Genomic DNA, 21,681 nt, shown 5'->3' with positions numbered 1-21,681 from the left:
GGAGTGAAGGATACACAGTAACGGGCTGCATGTGCCAATGAATATCAACTAAAAGGAGGGGAGAGCCCCATGTCCTGTGTAAGCAGAAAATTAGCTGCTGCACTAGTTATGATACTTGTTACCGCATTGCTTACGGGAACAGCTGTAGCTATGGATAAAGAAAATGAAGTAACTTTTCAAGCAAAAGAAGATGGTGAGGCCTTGGAGAATGCCACCGTTATCTTAAAAGATAGAGAAAAAACTACTTGTTCAGAAGGAAAGGCAGTTTTTGAGGATATCACTCCCGGTATTTACGAATACGAAGTTAAAAAAGATGAGTTTAGAACGGCCCAGGGAACATTTCAGGTCCGTGATTCTGATGTTTCTATTCCAGTGAGTATTTCAGAAGACGATGATACCTTCGATTTAAATATAGGTTGTATTGGTAACGGTAGCTTATACGTAAATGGTGAAGAAGTGAATAGAAGTTATTCAAACACTTTTGAAAAAGGTCAAGAGGTGAAACTTGATTTAGAACCAGGTGCCGACTGGCGCGTTCAATATATATTAATAAACGATGTAGAATATGTTGACGAAGAGTTGACTTTAACTATGGATGATCATAAAGATATTGAAGTTTATTACGGTAGGAAAATTGCTGATTACAGTAGTGGTGCGAGTTCTTTGGAAGTAAAAGACCGAACCATAGAGCAGGCAGAGAAAGGATTGCGTAAAGGCGCAGAGGTCAAAATTGAATTTAAAGCAGGTAGAGAATCTTTAGAAGAAGGCGAACAAGTGGAGTTTTATGTTCAAACAGATCGGGATTTTGAATATATTTTTCTGAATCCTGAAATAATTGACGGAAAATTACCGCCAGTCAAAGAAGCGGATCCGCCGTATAGAAACAATAACATTTGGAAATTTAAAGAAAAAGTTGATGAAAGCGGTTATGTAAGTTTATCAGTTGATAGCTTGGAAGAAGGAGAATTTGAGCTAAAAGTAGGCAGTAATTTTGATGGTGAAAGTGTTGTGGATCTAATTGACGATCCCATCAATATTCAGGTAGAAAAAGCCGATGATGAACTAGACCAGGAGCTTAAAGAAGATTTTGAAGCTATGGAAAGTGTAGAACCACAAGAGGAAAGTCGCTATGAAAACCTAAAAGATTTGCAATTATTTAATAGGCCTGTGTTTTGGGGGCCACTTTTCAATAACTAGTAAAAAATAAGGAGGAGTAGGGTATGAATCAGAATGGAGCGAAACAATCTGTTTTCAATGTAATAGCTTGGATTTTAGCACCAGCCATAATATTGACCATGGCCAGTGGAGTTGCCATGGGACAAAGCTTGGGCGACTTTAGTTTTGCCGCTAGTAGGGTCCGGGACGTATTACCTGAAGACCCACAAACAGGTGATGAAGGTGCAGAGTTCGTAGTCAGATTCAGAGAATCTGACGGATCAGTACTGGAAGATGAAGACGTAGTATTTCATGTGAGTTCAGATAGAGATACTGAAAATCTAGAACTGGATGATGATATCCGAGGAAGGGCTAGAGAAGAAAATAGGGAAGTTTGGGAAATAGATGCAACCACTAATGATGATGGTGAAGTTATCTTTGAAGTTACTAGTGAAATCCCCGGTGAAGCCACTATTGAAATTGGTGAGTGGGATGATGATGATCGAGAAATGATTAGAACTGTAAGAAGGGGAACACGGGAAATAAACTTTCTTTCAGACGAAGTAACAGATCTGGAATTGGATGTAGACGAGCGACGTCCGCGAGTCGGCGAAGATTATATTCTGACTGTAGAGGCCTTGGATGGTAACTTCGAGGCCAGTGAAGATTTGGATATTATCATTGAAGAAGAAGAGGACGGCGAAGACTTTGAAGAAATAGAAACTATTGAAACCGATGAAGATGGAATTGCAGAGCTCAGGTTGAATAAGACCGAGCGAGGCGACTTTTGGTACAGAGCAATATATGAAGGTGGAGAAGATGATGTTTACTCCAATGAGCGACGCGTTCGGATCGATGAAGTAGGTGATATAGACGGTATAGAGGCCTATCGAGATACTAAATTCGTGGAAGATGGTCAGGATGAATTTAAAGTTTACTTTGCCATTTATGATGAATATGACAACAAAGTTACTGAAGATGATGAAATTTCCATTGAAGTAACTGATCCCGATGGTGATACTTACACAGAAGATGATCGTGAGGTCTCGCTATCTGATGTGCGAGATGAAGATGATGACACTTATCAGATGTTTGAAGTAACTGTGGATCAAGATAGAATTGACCTGACCGGGGACTATGAAATAGAAGGTAGGGTTACTGGTACTACTCTTAGATCCATAGTAGATGTAACCGTATCGGAATTTGGCGAACTTGACGATATTGAACTGGAACTGAGCCAAGAAGTGGCTCTATTGGACGAAGACGACGATGAAGATATGTATGCCACAGTATATTTAGTAGATGATGATGGACTGAAAAAAGAATACGACTCTGATGATGAGGATATTGTTTTTACCTCGGACAGCATCTCGGTAGCAAGAATCGGCAGTACTTCCGGTGAAATAAATATTCGAGACGGTGGAGAGACAAAAATTAGTGCATATCATGACGAAGAAGGGTATGAAGATACCGCTACTTTATCAGTATCGGGTGAAGCGGTAGAGATAGAAGTGGAACCGGATATTGAAGAAGGAAACCTGTTCGGCGAAGTTGAGATGACCTTTATTGACGAAGATGGCAGAAGAGCTATCGGAGAAGAAGGTTATCGTTTAATTACACCTGATGATATTTCAGTTTATGATGAAGAAGATTTTGATTCTGGCCGTGCCACTTTCTCTGTGGAGGCCGATGATTATGATGTCTATGACCTAAGAGTTATTACTGATCAAGGGTTTGGGAGAAGTTTTGAATTAGAATTTACAGAAGAGGAAGAAGAAGAAAAGTTCGACCTGACTATTGTCGTGGAAGATCAGGATGGAAGTGTCATTGAAGATGCAGAAGTAGAAATCGATGGCCAGGACTATGAAACTGACATGATCGGTTACGCTGAAATTAGTGAAATCGAATCAGGATTTTATAGATACACAGTTGAAGCTGATGGCTATGATAGTTATGAAGACTCCATTTCAATAGATGATGATATGGAAGAAGCAGTTGTATTAGAAAAAGAAGAAGAGGAAGAAAAACCAGAGCCAGAACCAAGCAAGGAAATTATCATGAATTTGGATGATGAAAACTACACAGTAGATGGTGAGGATGAAGCTTTAGAAATAGCACCTCATGCCATTGAAGGTAGAACTTTCCTACCCTTTAGAGCTATCGGAGAAGCTCTGGGAGCCTATGTGGAATATGATGAAAGTGATCAATCTGTAACAGCCATGAGAGATGATAGGACAGTTGTTTTCTATCTGGAAGAAAAAACAGCTCAAGTAAACGATGAAGATTTAGAAATGGATACAGCACCCTTTGTTGATGACGATTCAGGAAGGACTTTGCTTCCAATTAGATTTTTTGCAGAGGCCTATGATGCTTATGTAGACTACGATGAAACAACCCAAGAGATCACTATTGAAGAGTAAGAGGTATCTACTGATTATAACGAAAATAAAATTAAGTGTAGAATAAGCAGAATAATCCCCGCGTTATTAGGAGTCGTTTAGATTCCTATGATGCGGGGATTTTGATAATTGGAGGTGCTTTCTGTGTCGATAAGTAAGATGTTTTCCAAGTCTTACGATACTCTTAGGAGTTATCCTGGGTTAATAGTATTTGCACTGGTTTTGATTATACTTTTGAATATCATACAGTTACCATTGTTTTTAAATATAGATACCTTTTATCCCAGTTTTGAAGATATGAGTGTGGAATATTTATTTGAACAGTTCGGCTATTTTGCATTTCCCGAATCTCCACCTGGAGGAACGCCTTTGAATGAAGGGGCTTTTTTAGAACCACAACCCGGTGAAGAAGGAGATATCACGGAAAATCAAACTGAGACCATGGCAACTGCCGTGATTATACTTGGTACAACAATTTTCATTTTTATATTATCAATTTTTTTGGCACCGGCTTATTTGGGAATAGTTCGTGATGCTATCTCCGAGGGAAAATCTCCCCAGGCCAGTGCGTTTTTTGCCTATGGCAAGAAGTTGTTTTTAAAATTTCTCGGATTCTTCTTGTTATTAGCTGTGGCGATATTTCTTTTGTCCATTCTTTTCGGATTGATCGCTGTTATACTGGGTGGCATTTTCCCTGCCCAGGTCGAGTTTATTGGCCAACTATATCATTTGTTTGGATTTTTATTGGCTTTTTTCTTGATTTTTGTCGAATTCGAGCTTGTAGAGGGTTCTAGTATGGATAAGTTAACAGATGCCATAGGTAGATCAATCAGGAAAGTTTCTAAAAATAAACTGAAAATACTCACTTATGTGGCTTCATTTGTAGCCATAGGAGTTTTGACAATACTTGTAGGTATGGTGTTTAATATGCTTCCTATGGCAATTAGCATGTTTGTGATTCCACTACTTTATGGATTGGTAACCACATTTCTGCTGGTTAGCTTGTACCATGCATTCTATTCGCTATCCAATAAAGAAGGGGAAGAAGTGTATTAAATATAATAAAAGTAACAAGGAAATATGATGGGGTGCGGCAAGGGAATTATTGAGGGTTTATATTAGAGTCCATATTTGAGGAACTTTTTTATTAAAGATTTATGGGTGCTTTTTGACCGTTTACGGTAACCCTGGGGACAGATACTGTCCTTTAACAGCGAATTTGTTCCACAGTGGAAAGAGGAGAAGGTGAATGGAGAAAGGAGAGTTCAGGTATGATATTGAGACTAAAAAATGTTGTTTTTAAGAATTTTATGCAAGAAAGGAAATCTAAACCCATCAAAATCATAACCACAGCAATGCTTATAACCATGATATCTTTAGCTTTTCTGATTGGATGTGGCCCATCGGAGCCGGAAGTGGGAGAAGATGAATTGATAGAAAAAGAAGTGAAAGAAGATGAAGTTGCAGACGATACGGAAAAGAAAGATCAAGAGTCGGGCGAAGTTGAAGGAGAAGAAAATGATCAGGAAAATGATAAAAAAGAAACAGATAAACAAGAAAGCAACAATCTGACCTATGAAAATACCGACTATGATTTTCGCCTTGAGTTTCCAGAGAAGTGGGAAGGCAGGTTTGAAGTAGCTGAAAATTATGACGATCAAGATATATCTAAGGGTGAAGCTGAGATTGTAATTTATCATAGCCCTGATGTGGGTGAAGATTTTCAGGTCGAACCTGACTGGATGTTTAGAATCATTGTTTTTAGTTCAGAAGAAGAGTATCAAGAGGCAAAGGATTCTACTGAAGGGGCCTATCCCCTACCTAGATTATATCCTAAAAACGCCGAGGAGTCTGCAGAACAGGAGCAGAATGATTCAGAAGGTCAGGATGATAAGGGAAGCAATGGTGAGAAAGTCTTTGCTTATAGGGAACGTACAGATGTACCCGATTATGGCCTTACAGGAAAAGAACAGAAAGAATTTCAAGTGGAGCTCCACGATCAATTTGAACAGCTGCGAGACGTAATATATGATCAAGGTGGACTAGAAGAGATATTTAAAAAATAGAGCCCTTCTAGTAGGATGCGGTGGTGAAGCTGATGAAGCCGATTCCAATCCGAAAGAAGAAGAAGTAGGTACCGATGAAGAAAGTGGGGGTGAAATAAATATAGACGGTGACATAGTATTTGAAGAGGACAAGTACAGTGAAGGGGATGAAGTAAGTTTTCACTATTCCTTTCCTTGCCGACTTTCAGTTATTTTATTATGATGAACCCCAGGATGAGTGGAAAGCAGCCGAGCACGATATCGAATGGGACGATGAGAACAGAGTTAATTTGGATAAAGGAAATAAGTACCATGTAGTATTTCCCCTAGAAGACATAGAAGACTTACAAGAAGGTAAATATCGCGTAGAACAGCTTGTTACAGATGAGAGTGAAGAAAAAGAATTGACTATAAAAGAAGAGTTTATAGTTGACGAAGTAACCTAAACCGGGGAAACCCCCCGGTTTTTTAAACAGACTTTTTATTTTTTAAAACCATCCTTATAAATTGTTAGACTGACTTAGTGACTTCGTGGGCTTTTTTTTCATAAAAATAAATATTAATCTACCCAGGGGAATACTTTTGATAACTTGTCTAATTTATAAAATTTGGTAAATTCATTAAGAGTCCATAAACTCTTGTAAATGCTAGTAAACTTTGAATAGTTTCCATTTTCAACTTAACCTTTTTGAGGGATTGAATGGAACTGAATTTAGTAGTTACTTTAAATTATAAATTAAACTTATCGTAGAGAGATACACCTTTATGATATATTACATTGGCAAAAGATGCAGAGTCATTAATATTTTGTTTCCATTCTTCGGAAGTATATAAAACTAAATCAACTGATCTTTCAAAATCCAATCCATCTTCTGAATAAATAAATAAGTTCATTTTGTTTTCTATCTTGTCTTTATTGTCTGTATTTATAATTATACAAAGATCTATATCACTGGTCTCATTAAACTTTTTCGCCTGTGATCCAAACAATATTATATCTTCAGGGGAAAAATGTTCTTTTAAGGATTTACAAAGCTTCTTAATATCTTTTTTGATATTCATAAGTTCCTCCCAAAAGAGACTTTAGTTTTAGAACATTTTCGGCATTTTTAAAAAATTTCCTGCCTAAAAGTAAAACAATTCTTGATGATTAAATCAAAAGGAGGTTTTTGATCTTATGATAAACAAATTTATTCCTGTTTTATTAATCCCAGCGTTAATTTTAAGTTTATCAATAACCGCGGTAAGTGCGATTGATGATTGGGAACAAGAGGCGGAAGAAGCAGGAGTGGAAGTTGTAGACGTATATGTAAACGATAGCTTAATAGATTTGCAAGACCAGCCAGCTTTTATAGATGAAAACAATCGTACACTTGTACCGTTAAGGTTCGTGACAGAAGCCCTAGACGGTTATGCGGATTGGGTCGGTAGTGAAGATAGAGTCGATGTACAAAGAGAAGATATAGAAATGGAACTTCACATTGGCCAAAATACATATCAAAGGAACGGTAGAACCGAGACAATGGATACCGCCCCTGCCATTACAGGTGCTAACAGAACAGTAGTACCTTTGCGATTCGTTAGTGAAGGTTTAGGTGCAGAAGTAGACTGGGAAAGTGATGAAAACGCAGTTTATATTTGGGACGAAAGGACAGAAGATGATACGGACGAGGAAGAACCTAGTGAGTCAGACGACATAGTAGAAGAAATCAAAAACAATCCTCTACCCGATCCAGAAGATGTAGAGCCATTAACGGGTGATAGCGAATTAGACAGAGAGATTGATAAGGCTTATGTAGAACATGAAGATAATCATGAAGATACTCTTTTTGATGATGCTTACAGTGAAAATTTTCATGGGATCGTAAATGTTTTTGAAGATGATGGTATTGAAGATGCAAAAAGAATACTTTACCGAAGAACTCAGGACGAAGAGGAAGTAGAGGAATATATCGAATTTATGCAAGAAGAGGCTAGTATAGTTCATGAATATTTTGATATTAATGGACAAGAGGTAGGGTTGAGTGGAAGCTCTATCGAGGTCAGATATTAATGGGGGTGATACCTTTTGACAGCTAGAGATAAAACTTTTTTAAGATTATCTATGATAACGCTTCTGGCGTTATCATTTCTTTTTCTTAATTTTAATTCAGCATTAGCAGAGGGCGAAGCATCAGAGGATCCAGAAAGAGCAATTGAGTATATTAACGAAAATATCATAAATGATCCACGTTATAAGATCAATCCCGGTGGAGTACACATGGACAGAACAGAAGATCCACACAATGTAATTGCAGGTGGAGTTTTAGAAGAAGTACCTGGCAATGAAGTTGAAAATGGTGAGTATAGATATTTAGGTGTTGTTCCCTGGTACGACACTCAAACCGAAGAATTTATAGATGATTTCACAGAACAAAGTAGAGTGACAAACAAAGAATTTCCGCCCGATGCACTAGCTGAAGGTCGTTTGGAAGATCGAAACTGGATCACTGAGCCGTGGACTAATGATAATGATGCAGTACAAAATGCACACTTTGAAATGGAAAACATGAGATTTAACAATAACCCTGAGTATGAGGACAATATAAGGGAGGGCTTGGAATATACAGGTATGGGCAAAAGCTTACGAAAAAACCAAACAGAAAGCCCACTGCTTTAGCTGTGGGATGAATGTTTATTATTAACTGTTTGCCAACTATCTATTTTTTTATTATAATAAAAATATGAGTAAAAATAGATGGACTACAACCAAAACAACTGTATACAATTTAGGTTATCATATCATTTTTTGCCCCAAATATAGACGTGAAGTACTGACTGGCAAAATTGAACAGCGATTAAAGCAATTATTTTTAGAGAAAGCCAATGAGCTAGAGATAGAAATTCAAGATTTAACTATTATGCCAGATCATGTTCATTTGTTTATCAAAGCAGACCCCACTTTAGCACCACACTATATTGTGCGACAACTGAAAGGATATAGTGCCAAAATTCTTCGTAAGGAGTTTCCTGAACTAAAATCAAGGCTGCCTTCACTCTGGACTCGTAGTTATTATGTTGAGTCGGTCGGTCATATATCAGAAGATACTATTCGTAAATATATCGAAGACCAGGAGGGTAAATAGTGATTATAACTAAAACCTATAAGTATAAGTTATACGAGTCAAAAAAGAATAAAAATATTCATCAGAAAATAGATATAGCTGGTCTTATCTATAATCATTGCATTGCCCTCCACAAAAGGTATTATAAACTAACAGGTAAACACTTAAATAAGTTTCAGTTAATGAAGCACATAACCAAATTAAAGAAAAAAGACAAATATCAACATTGGAACCTAGTAGGCTCACAAGCAATTCAAGATATAGTAGATAGAATAGATAGAGCATACCAGTTATTCTTTAGGAATTTGAAACATGGTATTAAAACTTCACCGCCTAAATTCAAAAAAATTAAAAAATACAAAAGCTTCACTTTAAAACAAGCAGGTTGGAAATATGTTGACGATAACTTAATCAAAATCGGAAAGAAGGTCTATAAATTCAGTAAAAGCAGAGAGCTTCCAGAAAATATTAAAACTGTAACTATAAAACGAGATCCTTTAGGCGACCTGTATATTTGTTTTGTAGTTAAAGAAAAAATCGAAGTCCCCGATAGGCAGGGTAAAAGCTCCATCGGCTTGGACTTTGGCTTGAAGACATTTCTTGTAGCATCAGACGGTACGAAATATGAAGCACCATTCTATTATCACCACAAATTGAAGGAATTAAAGAAAGCACAGAAAGAATTAAGTTCAAAAGAAAAAGGCTCTAATAACCGAAACAAAGCTAGGAAAAAAGTTTTTAGACTTCATAAGAAAGTGGTCAATCAGCGTAGAGCCTACTTCTTTAAACTGGCACATGAGCTAACAGATAAGTATGAATACATTTTTATTGAAGACCTCAACATGAAAGCTATGCAAAAGATGTGGGGTAAAAAGATTCAAGACTTAGGATATTCTACTTTTGTTGAAATTCTCGAATATGTTGCCAAGAAAAAAGGTTCTAGAGTAGTTAAGGTAGATCGCTTTTATCCAAGTTCAAAAATTTGTAGTAAGTGCGGTGAAATAAATCAAAACCTTAAACTATCAGACAGAATTTTCGAATGTGATTGCGGTTTAAAAATTGACAGAGATCTGAACGCTGCAATTAATATACACATGGGCGGGGCATCGTCCATTGGGTTAGGAAACGTAAGACCTGCTATCATAGAGGCTGTTTCTGCTTGACCCCAGAATCCCACTGCTTTAGCTGTGGGAGTATGTCAAGAAGGCGGTTCGCCCGAACCAAATAGCCAAAAAGATGTTGGAAGATGGAGAAAAAATAGATAAAATTATGAGATATACTGGATTAACTAAAAAACAAATTGATGATCTTAAAAAAGAATTAAAATTGATCTGAAGTCGAGATGATTAAATTTACAAAAATTAACGAATATGATATCTTTATATTAAGAAAATTTATAATGAATATTTATGCAAAAAATTTATGGCAAAAACTTTATAATGAATTGGAACACCGCCGGGGGAGCCCCAAAAATGGGCTGAGAGGGTAAACACCGACCCCATAACCTGAACTGGTTAATGCCAGCGAAGGGAGAGCGGTTGCCGTAGGCTAAGATTTAGAACAAGACAGTGTATATACGGCTCCCGGTCTTCCCGGGAGCTTTTTTTATTATCAGAATTATTATCATGGATTAATATTATGCCTTAATATCATGCCTTAATATCATGACTTATCATGGGAGGTGGCTACGATGTTACAAAATAACACCCGTAAAATAACTTTGATGGCTTTGTTAATCGCTATTGGAACCTTTACATCTCATTTGATTTGGTTTCCAGCTGGTTTCGCTAAAGCTTATCCTATGCAGCACGCTATTAATGTAATTGCCGGTATATTTCTCGGTCCAGGTCCAGCAGTTCTGATCGCATTTATGATAGGTTTATTACGTAATATTTTGGGTATCGGAACTTTACTTGCTTTTCCGGGTGGTATGGCAGGGGCTTTACTGGCCGGAATAGGTTTTAAAATGGCTAGACAGCGCCCTTACGGAGCTTTTATTGGAGAGGTATTCGGCACTTCTATTATTGGCGCTTTGCTATCAGTCCCTATTGCCAGATTGATCCTAGGCCATGAAGCTGTGATCTACTTTTATATTCCACCCTTTGCCATAAGTGCCATTGTTGGGGCATTCATAGGAGTTGGCTTGAGTGTGGTATTAGAAAGGGTCCGGGGAGACAGATCTATTTCCATGACAGATCATCTTTGATATACCCCCTATATATTCTCGCAGTTAAAGCAGTGGGGCTTTAGTGGGGTTTTAGCGGGACTTTAGCGGGGCTTTCTCTTTCTGTTTCTCATAAACAACTATAACAAAAAAGGGTGATTATATGTCTAAAACAAAAGTAGTTATGACCATTGCAGGTTCTGATTCTGGGGGTGGTGCTGGAATACAAGCTGACCTAAAAACATTTCAGTCTATAGGAGTATTCGGAACTACCGTGCTAACAGGTGTGACTGCCCAGAACACTGCAGGGGTACAAAACGCTGTTCATCTTGAATCTAGTTTGGTGGCAGAGCAATTTAAGTCAGTGGCGGAGGATATGGAAATTTCTGCAGTAAAGACGGGGATGCTTTCAAATGCTCAAATAATTGAAACCGTTTCCGATAATCTTGCTTCTTTTTCAACGAAACCTTGGATTGTAATTGACCCTGTTTTGGCAGCTACAAGCGGTGATTTACTACTAGAAAGACAAGCAGTATCAACTTTGCTAGAGAAGCTTATTCCCATCTCTGATATCATCACTCCTAATATTCCCGAAGCAGAGATATTGACTGGCATAAACATTGACCATTCAAAAGACTTACAAAAAGCAGCTCATAAGTTGAAGGAAGCGGGAGCAAAATCCGTATTAATCAAGGGTGGACATACAAGTGGAAACGCTACTGATCATTTCTTTTGGGAAGATGAATATCACACATTTTCAGCTGAAAGAGTGGGCGTTGGCAGTCTTCACGGAACGGGTTGTACCCTGGGATCAGCTATATGTGCATATTTGAGTAAAACAGATGATCTATTAACTAGCATAAAATTAGCTAAAAAATACGTTACACAAGCCATTAATAATAGTTTTACAATCGGTGAAGGTTCAAAAGTACTCTTGCATTCATCAATAGGAGATGAAGAAGTGCAAGAAAAGGAGGAATTAAATGCATGAGTACATTCAATTCTAATTTTAAGTTGGGAACTTATTTGACACAAGTTAGGCAAGAAAATCCTTTAGTCCATGCTATTACTAATTATGTCACAATGAATGATTGCGCTAATATTACATTGGCTGCCGGCGCTTCACCGGCTATGTGTGAGAGTAGGGACGAAGTATCTGATTTTGTGCCCCTGGCTAAAGCACTTTATATAAATATCGGTACAATAAATCAAGAACACAAGGATTCCATTTATCTGGCAGCAGAAAAAGCTTCAGAATTAGAAATACCAATTGTTCTAGACCCGGTGGGTGCTGTGGCCATAAAAAGCAGGCTGGACTTGGTGAAAGATTTACTGACTAATTACAATGTGAGCTGCATCAAAGGTAATAATGCTGAAATTAAATGCCTTGCTGGTCGCAAAGGTCATGGAAAAGGAATGGACTCCCTGGACTTGGGTGAGGACATTCAAATGGTCAATTCAGAGCTCTCTGAGAAATACAACACAATGGTATTGGCAACGGGAAAAACAGATTTAATTACAAAAGGAAATATAACAGTTAAAGTTAGCAATGGAACACCTTTATTAGGTCGGATTACGGGCTCGGGCTGTATGCTAGGAATCCTGATCAGTGCTTTTATCGGGGCCTCAGATAATGACTGGGAAGCTGGAATAGCGGCAACTGTTTCCATGGGAGTTGTCGGAGAGATGGCTGAAGAGAGTATTTCTAGTTCAACTGATCTCGGTAGTTTTCGAGTTAAAATCTTTGATCACATGGCGGCTTTAACAAGTAAAGAATTGCAAGAGAGGGGGAATGTGTCTGAGTTATAAGATATAAGTAGTGCGCAAGTAGTTAAAATCGCGTATGGCTGCATCTCGATGCGCTTCGTCGCACTTTCGTCGTATGATGAAGCATCCTGATGGATGCAGAAACATCTTTTGTATCTCTGTGTATATGGTCGGCACTTGGTGCACCTTGATGCATATGGGCCTGCTCTACCTTTTATTAAAAGTAAAAATATAATTTGTGAGGTGATATCATGAGTTATTGTCAAACATTGCGTGAATTAGGTAGTGACGTATGGGACGGTTGGCATGAGCACCCTTTCATTAAAGGAATAGGCAATGGGAACCTGGAAAGGGAAAAATTTATCTTTTGGATTAAGCAGGATTATCTGTATTTAAAAGACTATGCCCGGGTATTCGCTTTAGCTGGTGGTAAAGCTAGAAAATTAGAACAGATGCAGATGTTTGCCAGTTTAATGGATGGAATATTAAACACTGAAATGAAATTACACAGAGATTATTGTGCTGAATTTGGAATTGATACTCAAGAATTAGAAAAGATTAGTAAGTCACCAACTTGTCAGGCTTATACGGATTTTCTAGTTAGAACCTCTGCCAATGAAACTGTTGGAGTAACTGTAGCGGCGTTACTGCCATGTTTATGGGGTTTTTATGAAATTGGAAGTAATTTGAAACAAACAGGGGATACTAGCAGCTCCAACCCTTATAGACATTGGATAGAAATGTACTCTTCACAAGAATTTGCTGATCTCGCAAAATGGGGAAAAGATTTTATGGAATACTTTGCTGAAGAAGCTGGTCAGGAAGAATGGGAAAGTATGAAACAGGCTTTTCTAATAAGCAGCAAATACGAGGCAATGTTCTGGGAAATGGCACATATATTAGAAGAATGGAAGTTTTAAGGGAGTTATATTATTTGTAGCATTAGATGTACCTAGGGGTAGGGTATTCACTTGATGGTTAATTACATAAACTAATTGGATATTTAAAAACATACTAGGATTTTTAGATTAATTTAAAAGGTGTCAGGCTCATATTGTATAAGTGAATTAGAAAAATAAGGAAATTAATGGGGTGCAATGAAAATAATATATTGGGGAACAATCAGCTGGGTTAATTAGTTGAAATTTAGGTGAAATTTTGGAATAAGAAAAAATCCATAATTGAATGCATGGGTCAATTTCATGATGTTCTTGTGAAGGGGGATAAAAAGCGATGGTCAAGAAACTATTTTGTCTTATTTTGATGGGGCTTATAATTACATTGTTAGTCGGGTGTGAGGACGCAGAGAAAAGTGAGCAAGAATTTGATGAAGTAATACCAAAGGAAGAGCCAACTGAATTAGAAGAACTAACTGAAGAAGAAAAAGTCGAGGACTTTAAATACATGTACAATATAATGAAAGAAAATTATGTCAATTTATACGATATAGATACTGATTGGCTGGATATGAAAGCTCACTTTAAGGCATCTGTGAAGGATACAGATGATAATTATGAGTTTTATCAACAAATGTATAATAGTTTAAGAGTTATCGATGATTTGCATTTGGGTATATATGACCCCAAAATGTTTTATTCTAAAGAGCTAGGATCAGGAGAGATCATTAAATTTGCAGACAAAAAATATCACGGATGGAAGGAAGTATTCAACGAGGAAGGGTACGATATTGACCCTGAACAACTACGAGATGAAGAAAAAGAGAAAAGATATGAGGGTGGAGCTGCCAATATAGACACCGAAATTATTGAGGAAGATCAAATAGCATATTTACACATAAATTCCTTTGAAATTGATTCAAGCGAGGAAATTAGAAATTTTATGGAAGAAATTAGTGACTATCCTTATTTAATTATTGATATTAGAGGTAATTTGGGCGGCCAGCGATACTGGAAGGATGTTTTTCATAATTTAGAAGAGGTTGACTATAAATCGTATTTGTTTTCCAAAGGAGGAGACTTGGCAAATTATTTCTTAGAACACAAAGTTTCGGAGGATTATAATATAGACGATATAAAAGAGTATCCAGGATATGAAGATTTACCCGACCATATTCAAGAAAACTTTGAAGACTATATTTGGAAAGAAAAAACTATTGAACCTGAAGATCCTCTAGATTTTTCCGGAGAAATTTTCATATTAACAGACAGGAATGTTTATTCATCATCTGATCGCTTAGTAAATTTTGCGAGAAAAACAGACTTGGCAACGGTAGTCGGGACCAGAACTCGTGGTGGTGGAATGAATGGTCCTCCACGTTTATTTTATTCTCTTCCCAACAGTGGATTATTAATCGAGTTTGAAGGGTTCTTGGGATTGAATGCCGATGGTAAGAATAGTTATGTGGGCACTGAACCCGATATTGAGGTAGAGACACAAACTCATCAGGAGCTAATTGATGAAACGGTGGAAATTATTGAAGAAGGAAGATATTGACATATTAATGCCAGACTTGATTAGTTTAAATTAATATTTTTTTGGCGTTATGGGAGGAAAAGCGATGGTCAAAAAACTATTTTGTCTTATTTTGATGGGACTTATAATTACATTGTTAGGCGGGTGTGAGGACGCAGAGAAAAGTGAGCAAGAATTTGATGAAGTAATACCAAAGGAAGAGCCAACTGAATTAGAAGAACTAACTGAAGAAGAAAAAGTCGAGGACTTTAAATACATGTACAATATAATGAAAGAAAATTATGTCAATTTATACGATATAGATACTGATTGGCTGGATATGAAAGCTCACTTTAAGGCATCTGTGAAGGATACAGATGATAATTATGAGTTTTATCAACAAATGTATAATAGTTTAAGAGTTATCGATGATTTTCATTTGAGCATACACGATCCCGAAACATATTTTTCAAACCCCGAGTATGATTCAATTCCGGAAAGATTACAACAATTTGAGGATATTTATGAACACGCAGACAAGAAATATCAAGGATGGAAGGAAATATTTAACGAGAAAGGTTACGATATTGACCCTGAACAATTACCACAAGAAGAACAATATTTAGAGGATGGAGTAGTTAATATAAACACCGAAATTATCGAAGAAGGGAAAATTGCATATTTACAAATACATTCTTTTATGATTGATTCAAGCGAGGAAATTAGGAATTTTATGGAAGAAATTAGTGATTATCCTTATTTAATAATTGATATTAGAGGTAATAAGGGAGGTATGCTGCATTGGCAAGATATTTTTTATAATTTAGAGGAGGTTGACTATAAATCGTATTTGTTTTCCAAAGGAGGAGACTTGGCAAATTATTTCTTAGAACACAAAGTTTTGGAGGATTATAATATAGACGATATAGAAGAGTATCCAGGATATGAAGATTTACCCGACTATATTCAAGAAAACTTTGAAGACTATATTTGGAAAGAAAAAACTATTGAACCTGAAGATCCTCTGGATTTTTCCGGAGAAATTTTCATATTAACAGACAGGTATGTCTATTCGGCATCTGATCGCTTAGTAAATTTTGCTAGAATAACAGACTTGGCAACGGTAGTCGGTACCAGAACTCGTGGTGGTGGAATGAACGGTCCTCAACGTTTGTTATATTCTCTTCCCAACAGTGGATTAGTTGTCGAATTTGAAGGGTTTTTAGGTTTAAATGCCGATGGTAAGAATAGTTATGTGGGCACTGAACCCGATATTGAGGTAGAGACACAAACTTATCAGGAGCTAATTGATGAAACGGTGGAGATTATTGAAGAAGGAAGATATTAAACCTGAAGAAGATGAGCGACTAAAGCAAAAAAACAAATTGCTGAACTTAAATATAGTATGTAGCTGTTTTAGTTAAGAACGCCTAAAAATAAGTCGGGTAATCCCGACTTATTTATTAGGACGATTCATGAACTGTAAAAATTAAGTTATAGACCTAACTGTTCTCTCTAGATAGTGGTTCAGATATATCAATATGTCCAGATATCGGCTCGGCAGTTTCACCTTCAACTAATATCTGTATTTCTTCAATTTCATCAAATTGAGTTAATGTGTAAACAATACTATCCACAAATCTTGCTTCAGGTTCATGTCCCAGGCTCATATCGTACAGTTCTTTAGAAAAGTCTACACTGGCTAGCCCTTCTTCCATTGTAACCCCCAGTAGACTCACATCTGCAGCGCCGGCCCCTAAGTAATCCTCATTTTCAGGCCCTTCTAAAAATAATTCCATAGTTTCTTCAGGAGTTACTTTATCAACAGATCTGGTTTCCGAGACCTTTACAAATTCGGTTCCTGTGTCTTTAATAAAATAAAGTTTGATTTCATCTTCTTTATAGATGCCATTTTGTTCTCCTGCAACATTTTCGGCATTTTCCTGCTCTCCATTTTCCTCAGGTTCTTGTTCTTCATCTTCAGGACTAGCGCATCCTACAAAAATTAAGAATAATGCAAGTGAGATTGACAGTAAAACTGTTTTGTTGAACTTGCTGGTAAGTATTTTGCTCATTATATTTGACCCCCTGTCTAATTTTAAATATATTTGGCTCACTAATACTTTATGGCTCTATATTATAAGACGTCAGTTAGCATAAAAAAGTTGCAAATATTTTTTTTGGAATAATTCTTGCATGAATATATAGAATGAAGATCTTTAATAACTTATAGGAGGTGTATTAATGTATGAGGACTTCACAGAAATTTTAATAACCCAAAGGATATAGATATCCTTGCATGGAAGAAGATAGTAGCCAGTATTAGATACAACAAAGTTTGGAGGGAAAGCAAATGTGGTGGATTATATTACCTTTGATAGTAGGTTTGATTATTTCTTTAAAATTGCCTTCTAAAGTAACCAATATCCCTATTAGTAAAATTATCAACTGTAGTATTTATGTATTGTTATTTGTAATGGGAATTAGATTGGGAGCTGACCCTGAAGTGATGGAGGAGTTAAGCAATTTAGGGGCTTATGCATTTGTTATAGCAGTGGTTACAATCATTGGAAGTTTGATTGTTTTGTTTGGATTAAATAAAGTTGTAAATTTAAAGTTTTCATCCGAACAAGTAGATTATGAAGAAGATGAATGGGATGAAACTGGTGCCGAATATACTTTTACAGTTATCTTAGTTTTACTGGTAATAGCAGGGACGATCTTTGGTTGGCTCTTTGTGTCAGATTCGTTTTTACCCGTGCTGGACAGTCTTACTACCTGGATATTAGGGATGTTATTATTCGGTGTTGGACTGGACTTGGGCATGTCCAGGTCTGTTTTTGAAAATATTACAAATCAGGGTATAAAATTTTTAATTCTTTGTTTGGCAACACCTTTAGGAGTGGTTTTTGGCACTGTTTTAGCGGGTGTTGTACTAGCATTATTCACTGATTTTATAACCTGGAATGAGGGGGCAGCCCTTGCTTCGGGTTTTGGTTGGTATAGTTTGTCTGCAGTTATCATTTCTGAAGTGCATAGTCCATTATTAGGTGCAGTCGGTTTTTTAGCCAATATTTTCAGGGAGATTTTAGCAATTATCTTTACTCCCATTATAGCCAAATATTTAGGTGGAGTTGTTTCAATAGCCCCCGGGGGTGCAACTACAATGGACGTAACTCTTCCTATCATTTCTAAAAGTGCAGGGAAAGAATTTATACCAATAGCTTTTTTTAACGGACTAATTCTTTCTTTGTTAGTTCCGATTCTGGTTAACTTTTTTGTTGCGTTATGAGGTGGTTTGCTATGAATAACGAGGCCAAAGAGACCAAAAAGTTCAAAGGGAATATTTTTAATATTCAAAGGTTTTCAATTCATGATGGCCCTGGAATCAGGACTACTGTTTTTATAAAAGGTTGTCCTTTGAGATGTGAATGGTGCCATAATCCTGAAGGATTGGCATTTGAATCTCAATTGTTAATTCATCATAACTCGTGCATGGATTGTGGTTTATGTCAAGAAATTTGTCCGGAAAATGCAATATTTACCGAACAAAATAGTACCCAAATTAATCAAGAAAAGTGTAAAAAATGTTCAATATGCCAGGAGTCATGTCCTGTAAATGCGATAGAAATGATAGGTGAACAGATGACTGCTAATAAAGTTATTGAAGAGGTCGAAAAAGATAAAGTATTTTTTGAAGAATCCAAAGGTGGGGTAACTTTTTCAGGTGGAGAACCTTTAATGCAAGTAGATTTTCTTTATGAAACTTTGTGTCGTTTGAAAGAAAAAGGCATCCATACTACTGTGGACACTTCGGGTTATGTTCCTTGGGAAGTCTTTGAAAGAATTTATGAGTTGGTTGATCTGTTCTTATATGACATAAAAGTTCTTGATGATGAAAAACACAAAAATCTAACAGGAGTTTCAAATGAAAGAATTGTTAATAATTTGGCTACATTGAACCAAATACATACTAATATAAATGTTAGAATTCCAATTATACCAACTATAAACAATACTAGAGAAGAACTGACTAAAATAGGTAATTTTTTATCAACTTTAAAAATAAATCAAGTTGATTTAATACCATTTCATGAATATGGATTTGATAAATATTCAAAACTTGGCTTAGAGAAAAGCGATTTACTAATAACTGCCAGTCAAAAGGGGAGTGATTTGCTTGAAACTCATAAACTTCTGAAACAATTTGGTTTGACTGTAGAAATGGAGGTGTGAACCCATGGAAAATAATAGTAGGAATTCTGAAAGCATGAGTCCCCGTGTTAAAAAACTCAGGGAACAAAGTGTCTCTAAGAATCCTAAAGTATCGGTAGAACGCGCTATACTTGTAACCCAGGCCTACAAAAAATATGATGGCAATGTGTCAATTCCCATATTGAGAGCTTTAACATTTAAACACATTTTAGAAAATAAGAGTATTTCTATTAATGATGGAGAATTGATTGTGGGAGAACGAGGACCAGCACCTCAAGAAGTACCAACTTATCCCGAACTTTGTACCCATTCCATCACTGATTTAGAGATAATTCATGACAGGGAAAAAGTTTTTTTTGAGGTCGACGAAACTGTTAAAAAAATACAGGACAGCGATATCATTCCTTTTTGGAAAGGAAAGTCCATGAGAGAAAAGATATTTGATAATATGAGCCGAGAATGGCTTGACTGTTATGAAGCGGGGATCTTTACAGAATTTATGGAACAAAGAGCTCCTGGACACACAGTAGCTGATGGGAAAATATATCAGAAGGGTTTATTGGATTTTAGGGATGATATCGACTTAGAACTTAAAAATATTGATGAAATAAATGATCCTCAAGCTTACGAAAAAAGTGAACAGTTAAAAGCTATGCGTGTTTGTATTGATGCCCTTATAGAATTTGCCCAAAGATATGCAAATATAGCTGAAGAGTTAGCACAAGAAGTAGATGATAGCCATCGAAAAGAAGAGTTGTTAAAGATAGCAGAAATATGTAAACGTGTTCCGGCAAAAGCGCCGCGTAATTTTTGGGAAGCACTACAATATTACTGGTTTGTGCATCTAGGTGTGATAACGGAATTGAATACATGGGATTCCTTTTGCCCTGGTAGACTGGATCAACATTTGTATCCATTTTATTTACAAGATTTAAATGCAGGAGAGTTGACAAGGGGTTCAGCTAAAGAATTGTTGCAGTGCTTTTGGATAAAATTCAACAATCAACCAGCTCCACCTAAAGTGGGTACCACATTGAAAGAAAGCGGTACTTACACAGACTTTTGTAATATCAATATCGGAGGAGTGACACCTGAAGGTTTTGATGGCGTCAATGATGTAAGTTACTTACTTTTAGAAGTAATAGATGAAATGCAGTTGGTTCAACCAAGTACCAACATACAGGTTAGTAAACAAAATCCCAACGAATTTATTAAAGAAGCCGGAAAAATCATCAGAAAAGGGTGGGGGCAACCCTCAGTATTTAATACTGATGCAGTCATATCTGAACTATTGAATCAGGGGAAGGACTTGGTTGATGCCAGATGTGGCGGCACTAGTGGTTGTGTAGAAGCGGGGACCTTCGGAAAAGAAAGTTATATTTTAACCGGATACTTTAATTTAACCAAAATACTGGAATTAACCTTGTATAGAGGCGTTGATCCCAGATCCGGAAAGCAAATTGGACTAAAAACAGATGATCCTGAAACCTTTGATAGTTTTCAAGATTTAATAGATGCCTTTAATGAACAATTGAATTATTTTATAGATATAAAAATCCGAGGGAACAACATCATAGAAAAACTATATGATAAATATATGCCGTCACCTTTTCTTTCAGTCATAATCGATGATTGTATCAAAAAAGCCAAAGACTATAATTCTGGTGGGGCAAGGTATAATACAAGATATATTCAAGGTGTTGGGATAGGGACAATTACCGATAGTTTGTCTGCCATAAAACACCACATTTTTGAAAAACAGAATTACACGTGGAATGAGCTGTTAACAGCTTTACAAAACAACTTTGAAGGCTTTAAACAGATGAGAGGATTTTTGAAAAACAAAACACCCAGGTACGGTAATGACGACGACTCTGCAGATGATTTGATGAAGGAAGTTTTCCAAAGGTTCTACGATGCAGTGAATGGTCGTAAAACTATGACCGGAGGTACTTATAGAATAAATATGCTGCCCACTACTTGCCATGTTTACTTTGGATCAGTTATCGGCGCAACCCCCGAAGGAAGATTGAGGGGAACTCCACTTTCTGAAGGTATATCACCGGTTCAAAGCGCAGATCAGGAAGGACCTACTGCTGCCTTGAAATCTGCCGCAAAAATGGACCATATAAAAACTGGTGGAACTTTGTTAAATCTTAAATTTACTCCTCAAGTATTACAAGGGGAGGAAGGCCTTTTAAACTTGGTTTATTTGGTTAGGTCCTATTTCCGTATGAATGGGCATCATGTTCAGTTCAATGTTGTAGATGCCGAAACATTAAAGGATGCTCAAAGAAATCCCGATTCATATCGGAACTTAATTGTCCGAGTGGCAGGTTACAGTGATTATTTCAATAACTTAAACGAAAACTTACAAAATGAGATTATTAAAAGAACAGAACATTCCATAGGTTGATAAT

General features: G+C 36.7%; 20 protein-coding genes and 1 riboswitch. Of the genes, 18 read left to right on the top strand and 2 right to left on the bottom strand.

Annotated elements, in window-relative coordinates; all coding sequences use genetic code 11:
- Positions 1 to 69 precede the first annotated feature (69 nt).
- The 5 genes from NTHER_RS12630 to NTHER_RS16565 all read left to right on the top strand — a co-directional run bounded on the left by NTHER_RS12630 (position 70) and on the right by NTHER_RS16565 (position 6,045).
- Positions 70 to 1,197, top strand: a complete 1,128-nt coding sequence (locus NTHER_RS12630; protein ID WP_012448902.1) for a carboxypeptidase-like regulatory domain-containing protein — start codon at positions 70 to 72, stop codon at positions 1,195 to 1,197.
- A 23-nt stretch (positions 1,198 to 1,220) separates the two neighbouring features.
- A complete protein-coding gene (locus tag NTHER_RS12625; RefSeq protein WP_012448901.1) occupies positions 1,221 to 3,575 on the top strand; it encodes a copper amine oxidase N-terminal domain-containing protein in 2,355 nt (784 codons plus the stop codon).
- 123 nt (positions 3,576 to 3,698) lie between these two features.
- Complete coding sequence (locus tag NTHER_RS12620; protein WP_012448900.1) at positions 3,699 to 4,610, top strand: hypothetical protein; 912 nt, start codon at positions 3,699 to 3,701, stop codon at positions 4,608 to 4,610.
- Between the two features lie 173 nt (positions 4,611 to 4,783).
- Positions 4,784 to 5,620 (top strand): hypothetical protein, encoded by an 837-nt coding sequence (locus tag NTHER_RS12615; RefSeq protein ID WP_158438281.1) that lies wholly within the window; start codon positions 4,784 to 4,786, stop codon positions 5,618 to 5,620.
- A gap of 269 nt (positions 5,621 to 5,889) precedes the next feature.
- Positions 5,890 to 6,045, top strand: coding sequence for a hypothetical protein (locus tag NTHER_RS16565; protein WP_012448898.1), 156 nt, complete (start codon positions 5,890 to 5,892; stop codon positions 6,043 to 6,045).
- A 283-nt stretch (positions 6,046 to 6,328) separates the two neighbouring features.
- On the opposite strand, the gene NTHER_RS12610 is transcribed toward NTHER_RS16565, so the two are convergent.
- The gene (locus NTHER_RS12610; RefSeq protein WP_012448897.1) at positions 6,329 to 6,661 is read right to left on the bottom strand and encodes a nucleotidyltransferase domain-containing protein; all 333 of its coding nucleotides are present in this window, start codon (positions 6,659 to 6,661) and stop codon (positions 6,329 to 6,331) included.
- A 115-nt stretch (positions 6,662 to 6,776) separates the two neighbouring features.
- On the opposite strand from NTHER_RS12610, the gene NTHER_RS15420 reads away from it, so the two are divergent.
- The 10 genes from NTHER_RS15420 to NTHER_RS12560 all read left to right on the top strand — a co-directional run bounded on the left by NTHER_RS15420 (position 6,777) and on the right by NTHER_RS12560 (position 16,394).
- Positions 6,777 to 7,652 carry a copper amine oxidase N-terminal domain-containing protein gene (locus tag NTHER_RS15420; protein ID WP_012448896.1) on the top strand — a complete coding sequence of 292 codons (876 nt, stop codon included), beginning with the start codon at positions 6,777 to 6,779 and terminating at the stop codon, positions 7,650 to 7,652.
- Positions 7,653 to 7,667: 15 nt separating this feature from the next.
- Complete coding sequence (locus NTHER_RS12600; RefSeq protein WP_012448895.1) at positions 7,668 to 8,258, top strand: hypothetical protein; 591 nt, start codon at positions 7,668 to 7,670, stop codon at positions 8,256 to 8,258.
- A gap of 64 nt (positions 8,259 to 8,322) precedes the next feature.
- Positions 8,323 to 8,724, top strand: coding sequence for an IS200/IS605 family transposase (gene tnpA / locus NTHER_RS12595; RefSeq protein WP_012448894.1), 402 nt, complete (start codon positions 8,323 to 8,325; stop codon positions 8,722 to 8,724).
- The gene (locus NTHER_RS12590; RefSeq protein ID WP_012448893.1) at positions 8,724 to 9,866 is read left to right on the top strand and encodes an RNA-guided endonuclease InsQ/TnpB family protein; all 1,143 of its coding nucleotides are present in this window, start codon (positions 8,724 to 8,726) and stop codon (positions 9,864 to 9,866) included. Before tnpA ends, NTHER_RS12590 begins: the two co-directional genes overlap by 1 nt.
- Positions 9,867 to 10,150: 284 nt before the next feature.
- Positions 10,151 to 10,253, top strand: a riboswitch (TPP riboswitch).
- Between the two features lie 140 nt (positions 10,254 to 10,393).
- Positions 10,394 to 10,909, top strand: a complete 516-nt coding sequence (thiW, locus tag NTHER_RS12585) for an energy coupling factor transporter S component ThiW (protein ID WP_012448892.1) — start codon at positions 10,394 to 10,396, stop codon at positions 10,907 to 10,909.
- A 121-nt stretch (positions 10,910 to 11,030) separates the two neighbouring features.
- Entirely contained in the window at positions 11,031 to 11,858 is an 828-nt protein-coding gene (thiD, locus tag NTHER_RS12580; RefSeq protein ID WP_012448891.1) for a bifunctional hydroxymethylpyrimidine kinase/phosphomethylpyrimidine kinase, read from the top strand.
- Complete coding sequence (gene thiM / locus NTHER_RS12575) at positions 11,855 to 12,676, top strand: hydroxyethylthiazole kinase (protein ID WP_012448890.1); 822 nt, start codon at positions 11,855 to 11,857, stop codon at positions 12,674 to 12,676. The genes thiD and thiM overlap by 4 nt, the downstream gene beginning before the upstream one ends.
- A 209-nt stretch (positions 12,677 to 12,885) precedes the next feature.
- Positions 12,886 to 13,554: a thiaminase II gene (gene tenA, locus NTHER_RS12570; protein ID WP_012448889.1), complete on the top strand. Its 669-nt coding sequence runs from the start codon at positions 12,886 to 12,888 to the stop codon at positions 13,552 to 13,554.
- Positions 13,555 to 13,867: 313 nt separating this feature from the next.
- On the top strand, positions 13,868 to 15,088 hold the full coding sequence (locus tag NTHER_RS12565) for a S41 family peptidase (RefSeq protein WP_012448888.1): 1,221 nt from the start codon (positions 13,868 to 13,870) through the stop codon (positions 15,086 to 15,088).
- A 64-nt stretch (positions 15,089 to 15,152) separates the two neighbouring features.
- Positions 15,153 to 16,394 carry a S41 family peptidase gene (locus NTHER_RS12560; RefSeq protein WP_012448887.1) on the top strand — a complete coding sequence of 414 codons (1,242 nt, stop codon included), beginning with the start codon at positions 15,153 to 15,155 and terminating at the stop codon, positions 16,392 to 16,394.
- Between the two features lie 154 nt (positions 16,395 to 16,548).
- On the opposite strand, the gene NTHER_RS15415 is transcribed toward NTHER_RS12560, so the two are convergent.
- Positions 16,549 to 17,121: a GerMN domain-containing protein gene (locus NTHER_RS15415; protein ID WP_012448886.1), complete on the bottom strand. Its 573-nt coding sequence runs from the start codon at positions 17,119 to 17,121 to the stop codon at positions 16,549 to 16,551.
- A gap of 278 nt (positions 17,122 to 17,399) precedes the next feature.
- On the opposite strand from NTHER_RS15415, the gene NTHER_RS15410 reads away from it, so the two are divergent.
- The 3 genes from NTHER_RS15410 to hypD are packed head-to-tail and all read left to right on the top strand — an operon-like array spanning position 17,400 to position 21,677.
- Entirely contained in the window at positions 17,400 to 18,338 is a 939-nt protein-coding gene (locus NTHER_RS15410; RefSeq protein WP_012448885.1) for a LysO family transporter, read from the top strand.
- A gap of 11 nt (positions 18,339 to 18,349) precedes the next feature.
- Complete coding sequence (locus tag NTHER_RS12545; protein ID WP_012448884.1) at positions 18,350 to 19,282, top strand: glycyl-radical enzyme activating protein; 933 nt, start codon at positions 18,350 to 18,352, stop codon at positions 19,280 to 19,282.
- A 4-nt stretch (positions 19,283 to 19,286) separates the two neighbouring features.
- A complete protein-coding gene (gene hypD / locus NTHER_RS12540; RefSeq protein ID WP_012448883.1) occupies positions 19,287 to 21,677 on the top strand; it encodes a trans-4-hydroxy-L-proline dehydratase in 2,391 nt (796 codons plus the stop codon).
- Positions 21,678 to 21,681 lie beyond the last annotated feature (4 nt).

It is taken from the genome of Natranaerobius thermophilus JW/NM-WN-LF (assembly GCF_000020005.1).
Lineage (GTDB): Bacteria > Bacillota > Natranaerobiia > Natranaerobiales > Natranaerobiaceae > Natranaerobius > Natranaerobius thermophilus.
The sequence above is the reverse complement of the archived record's forward strand: the minus strand, read 5'-3'. Positions and strand labels throughout refer to the sequence as shown.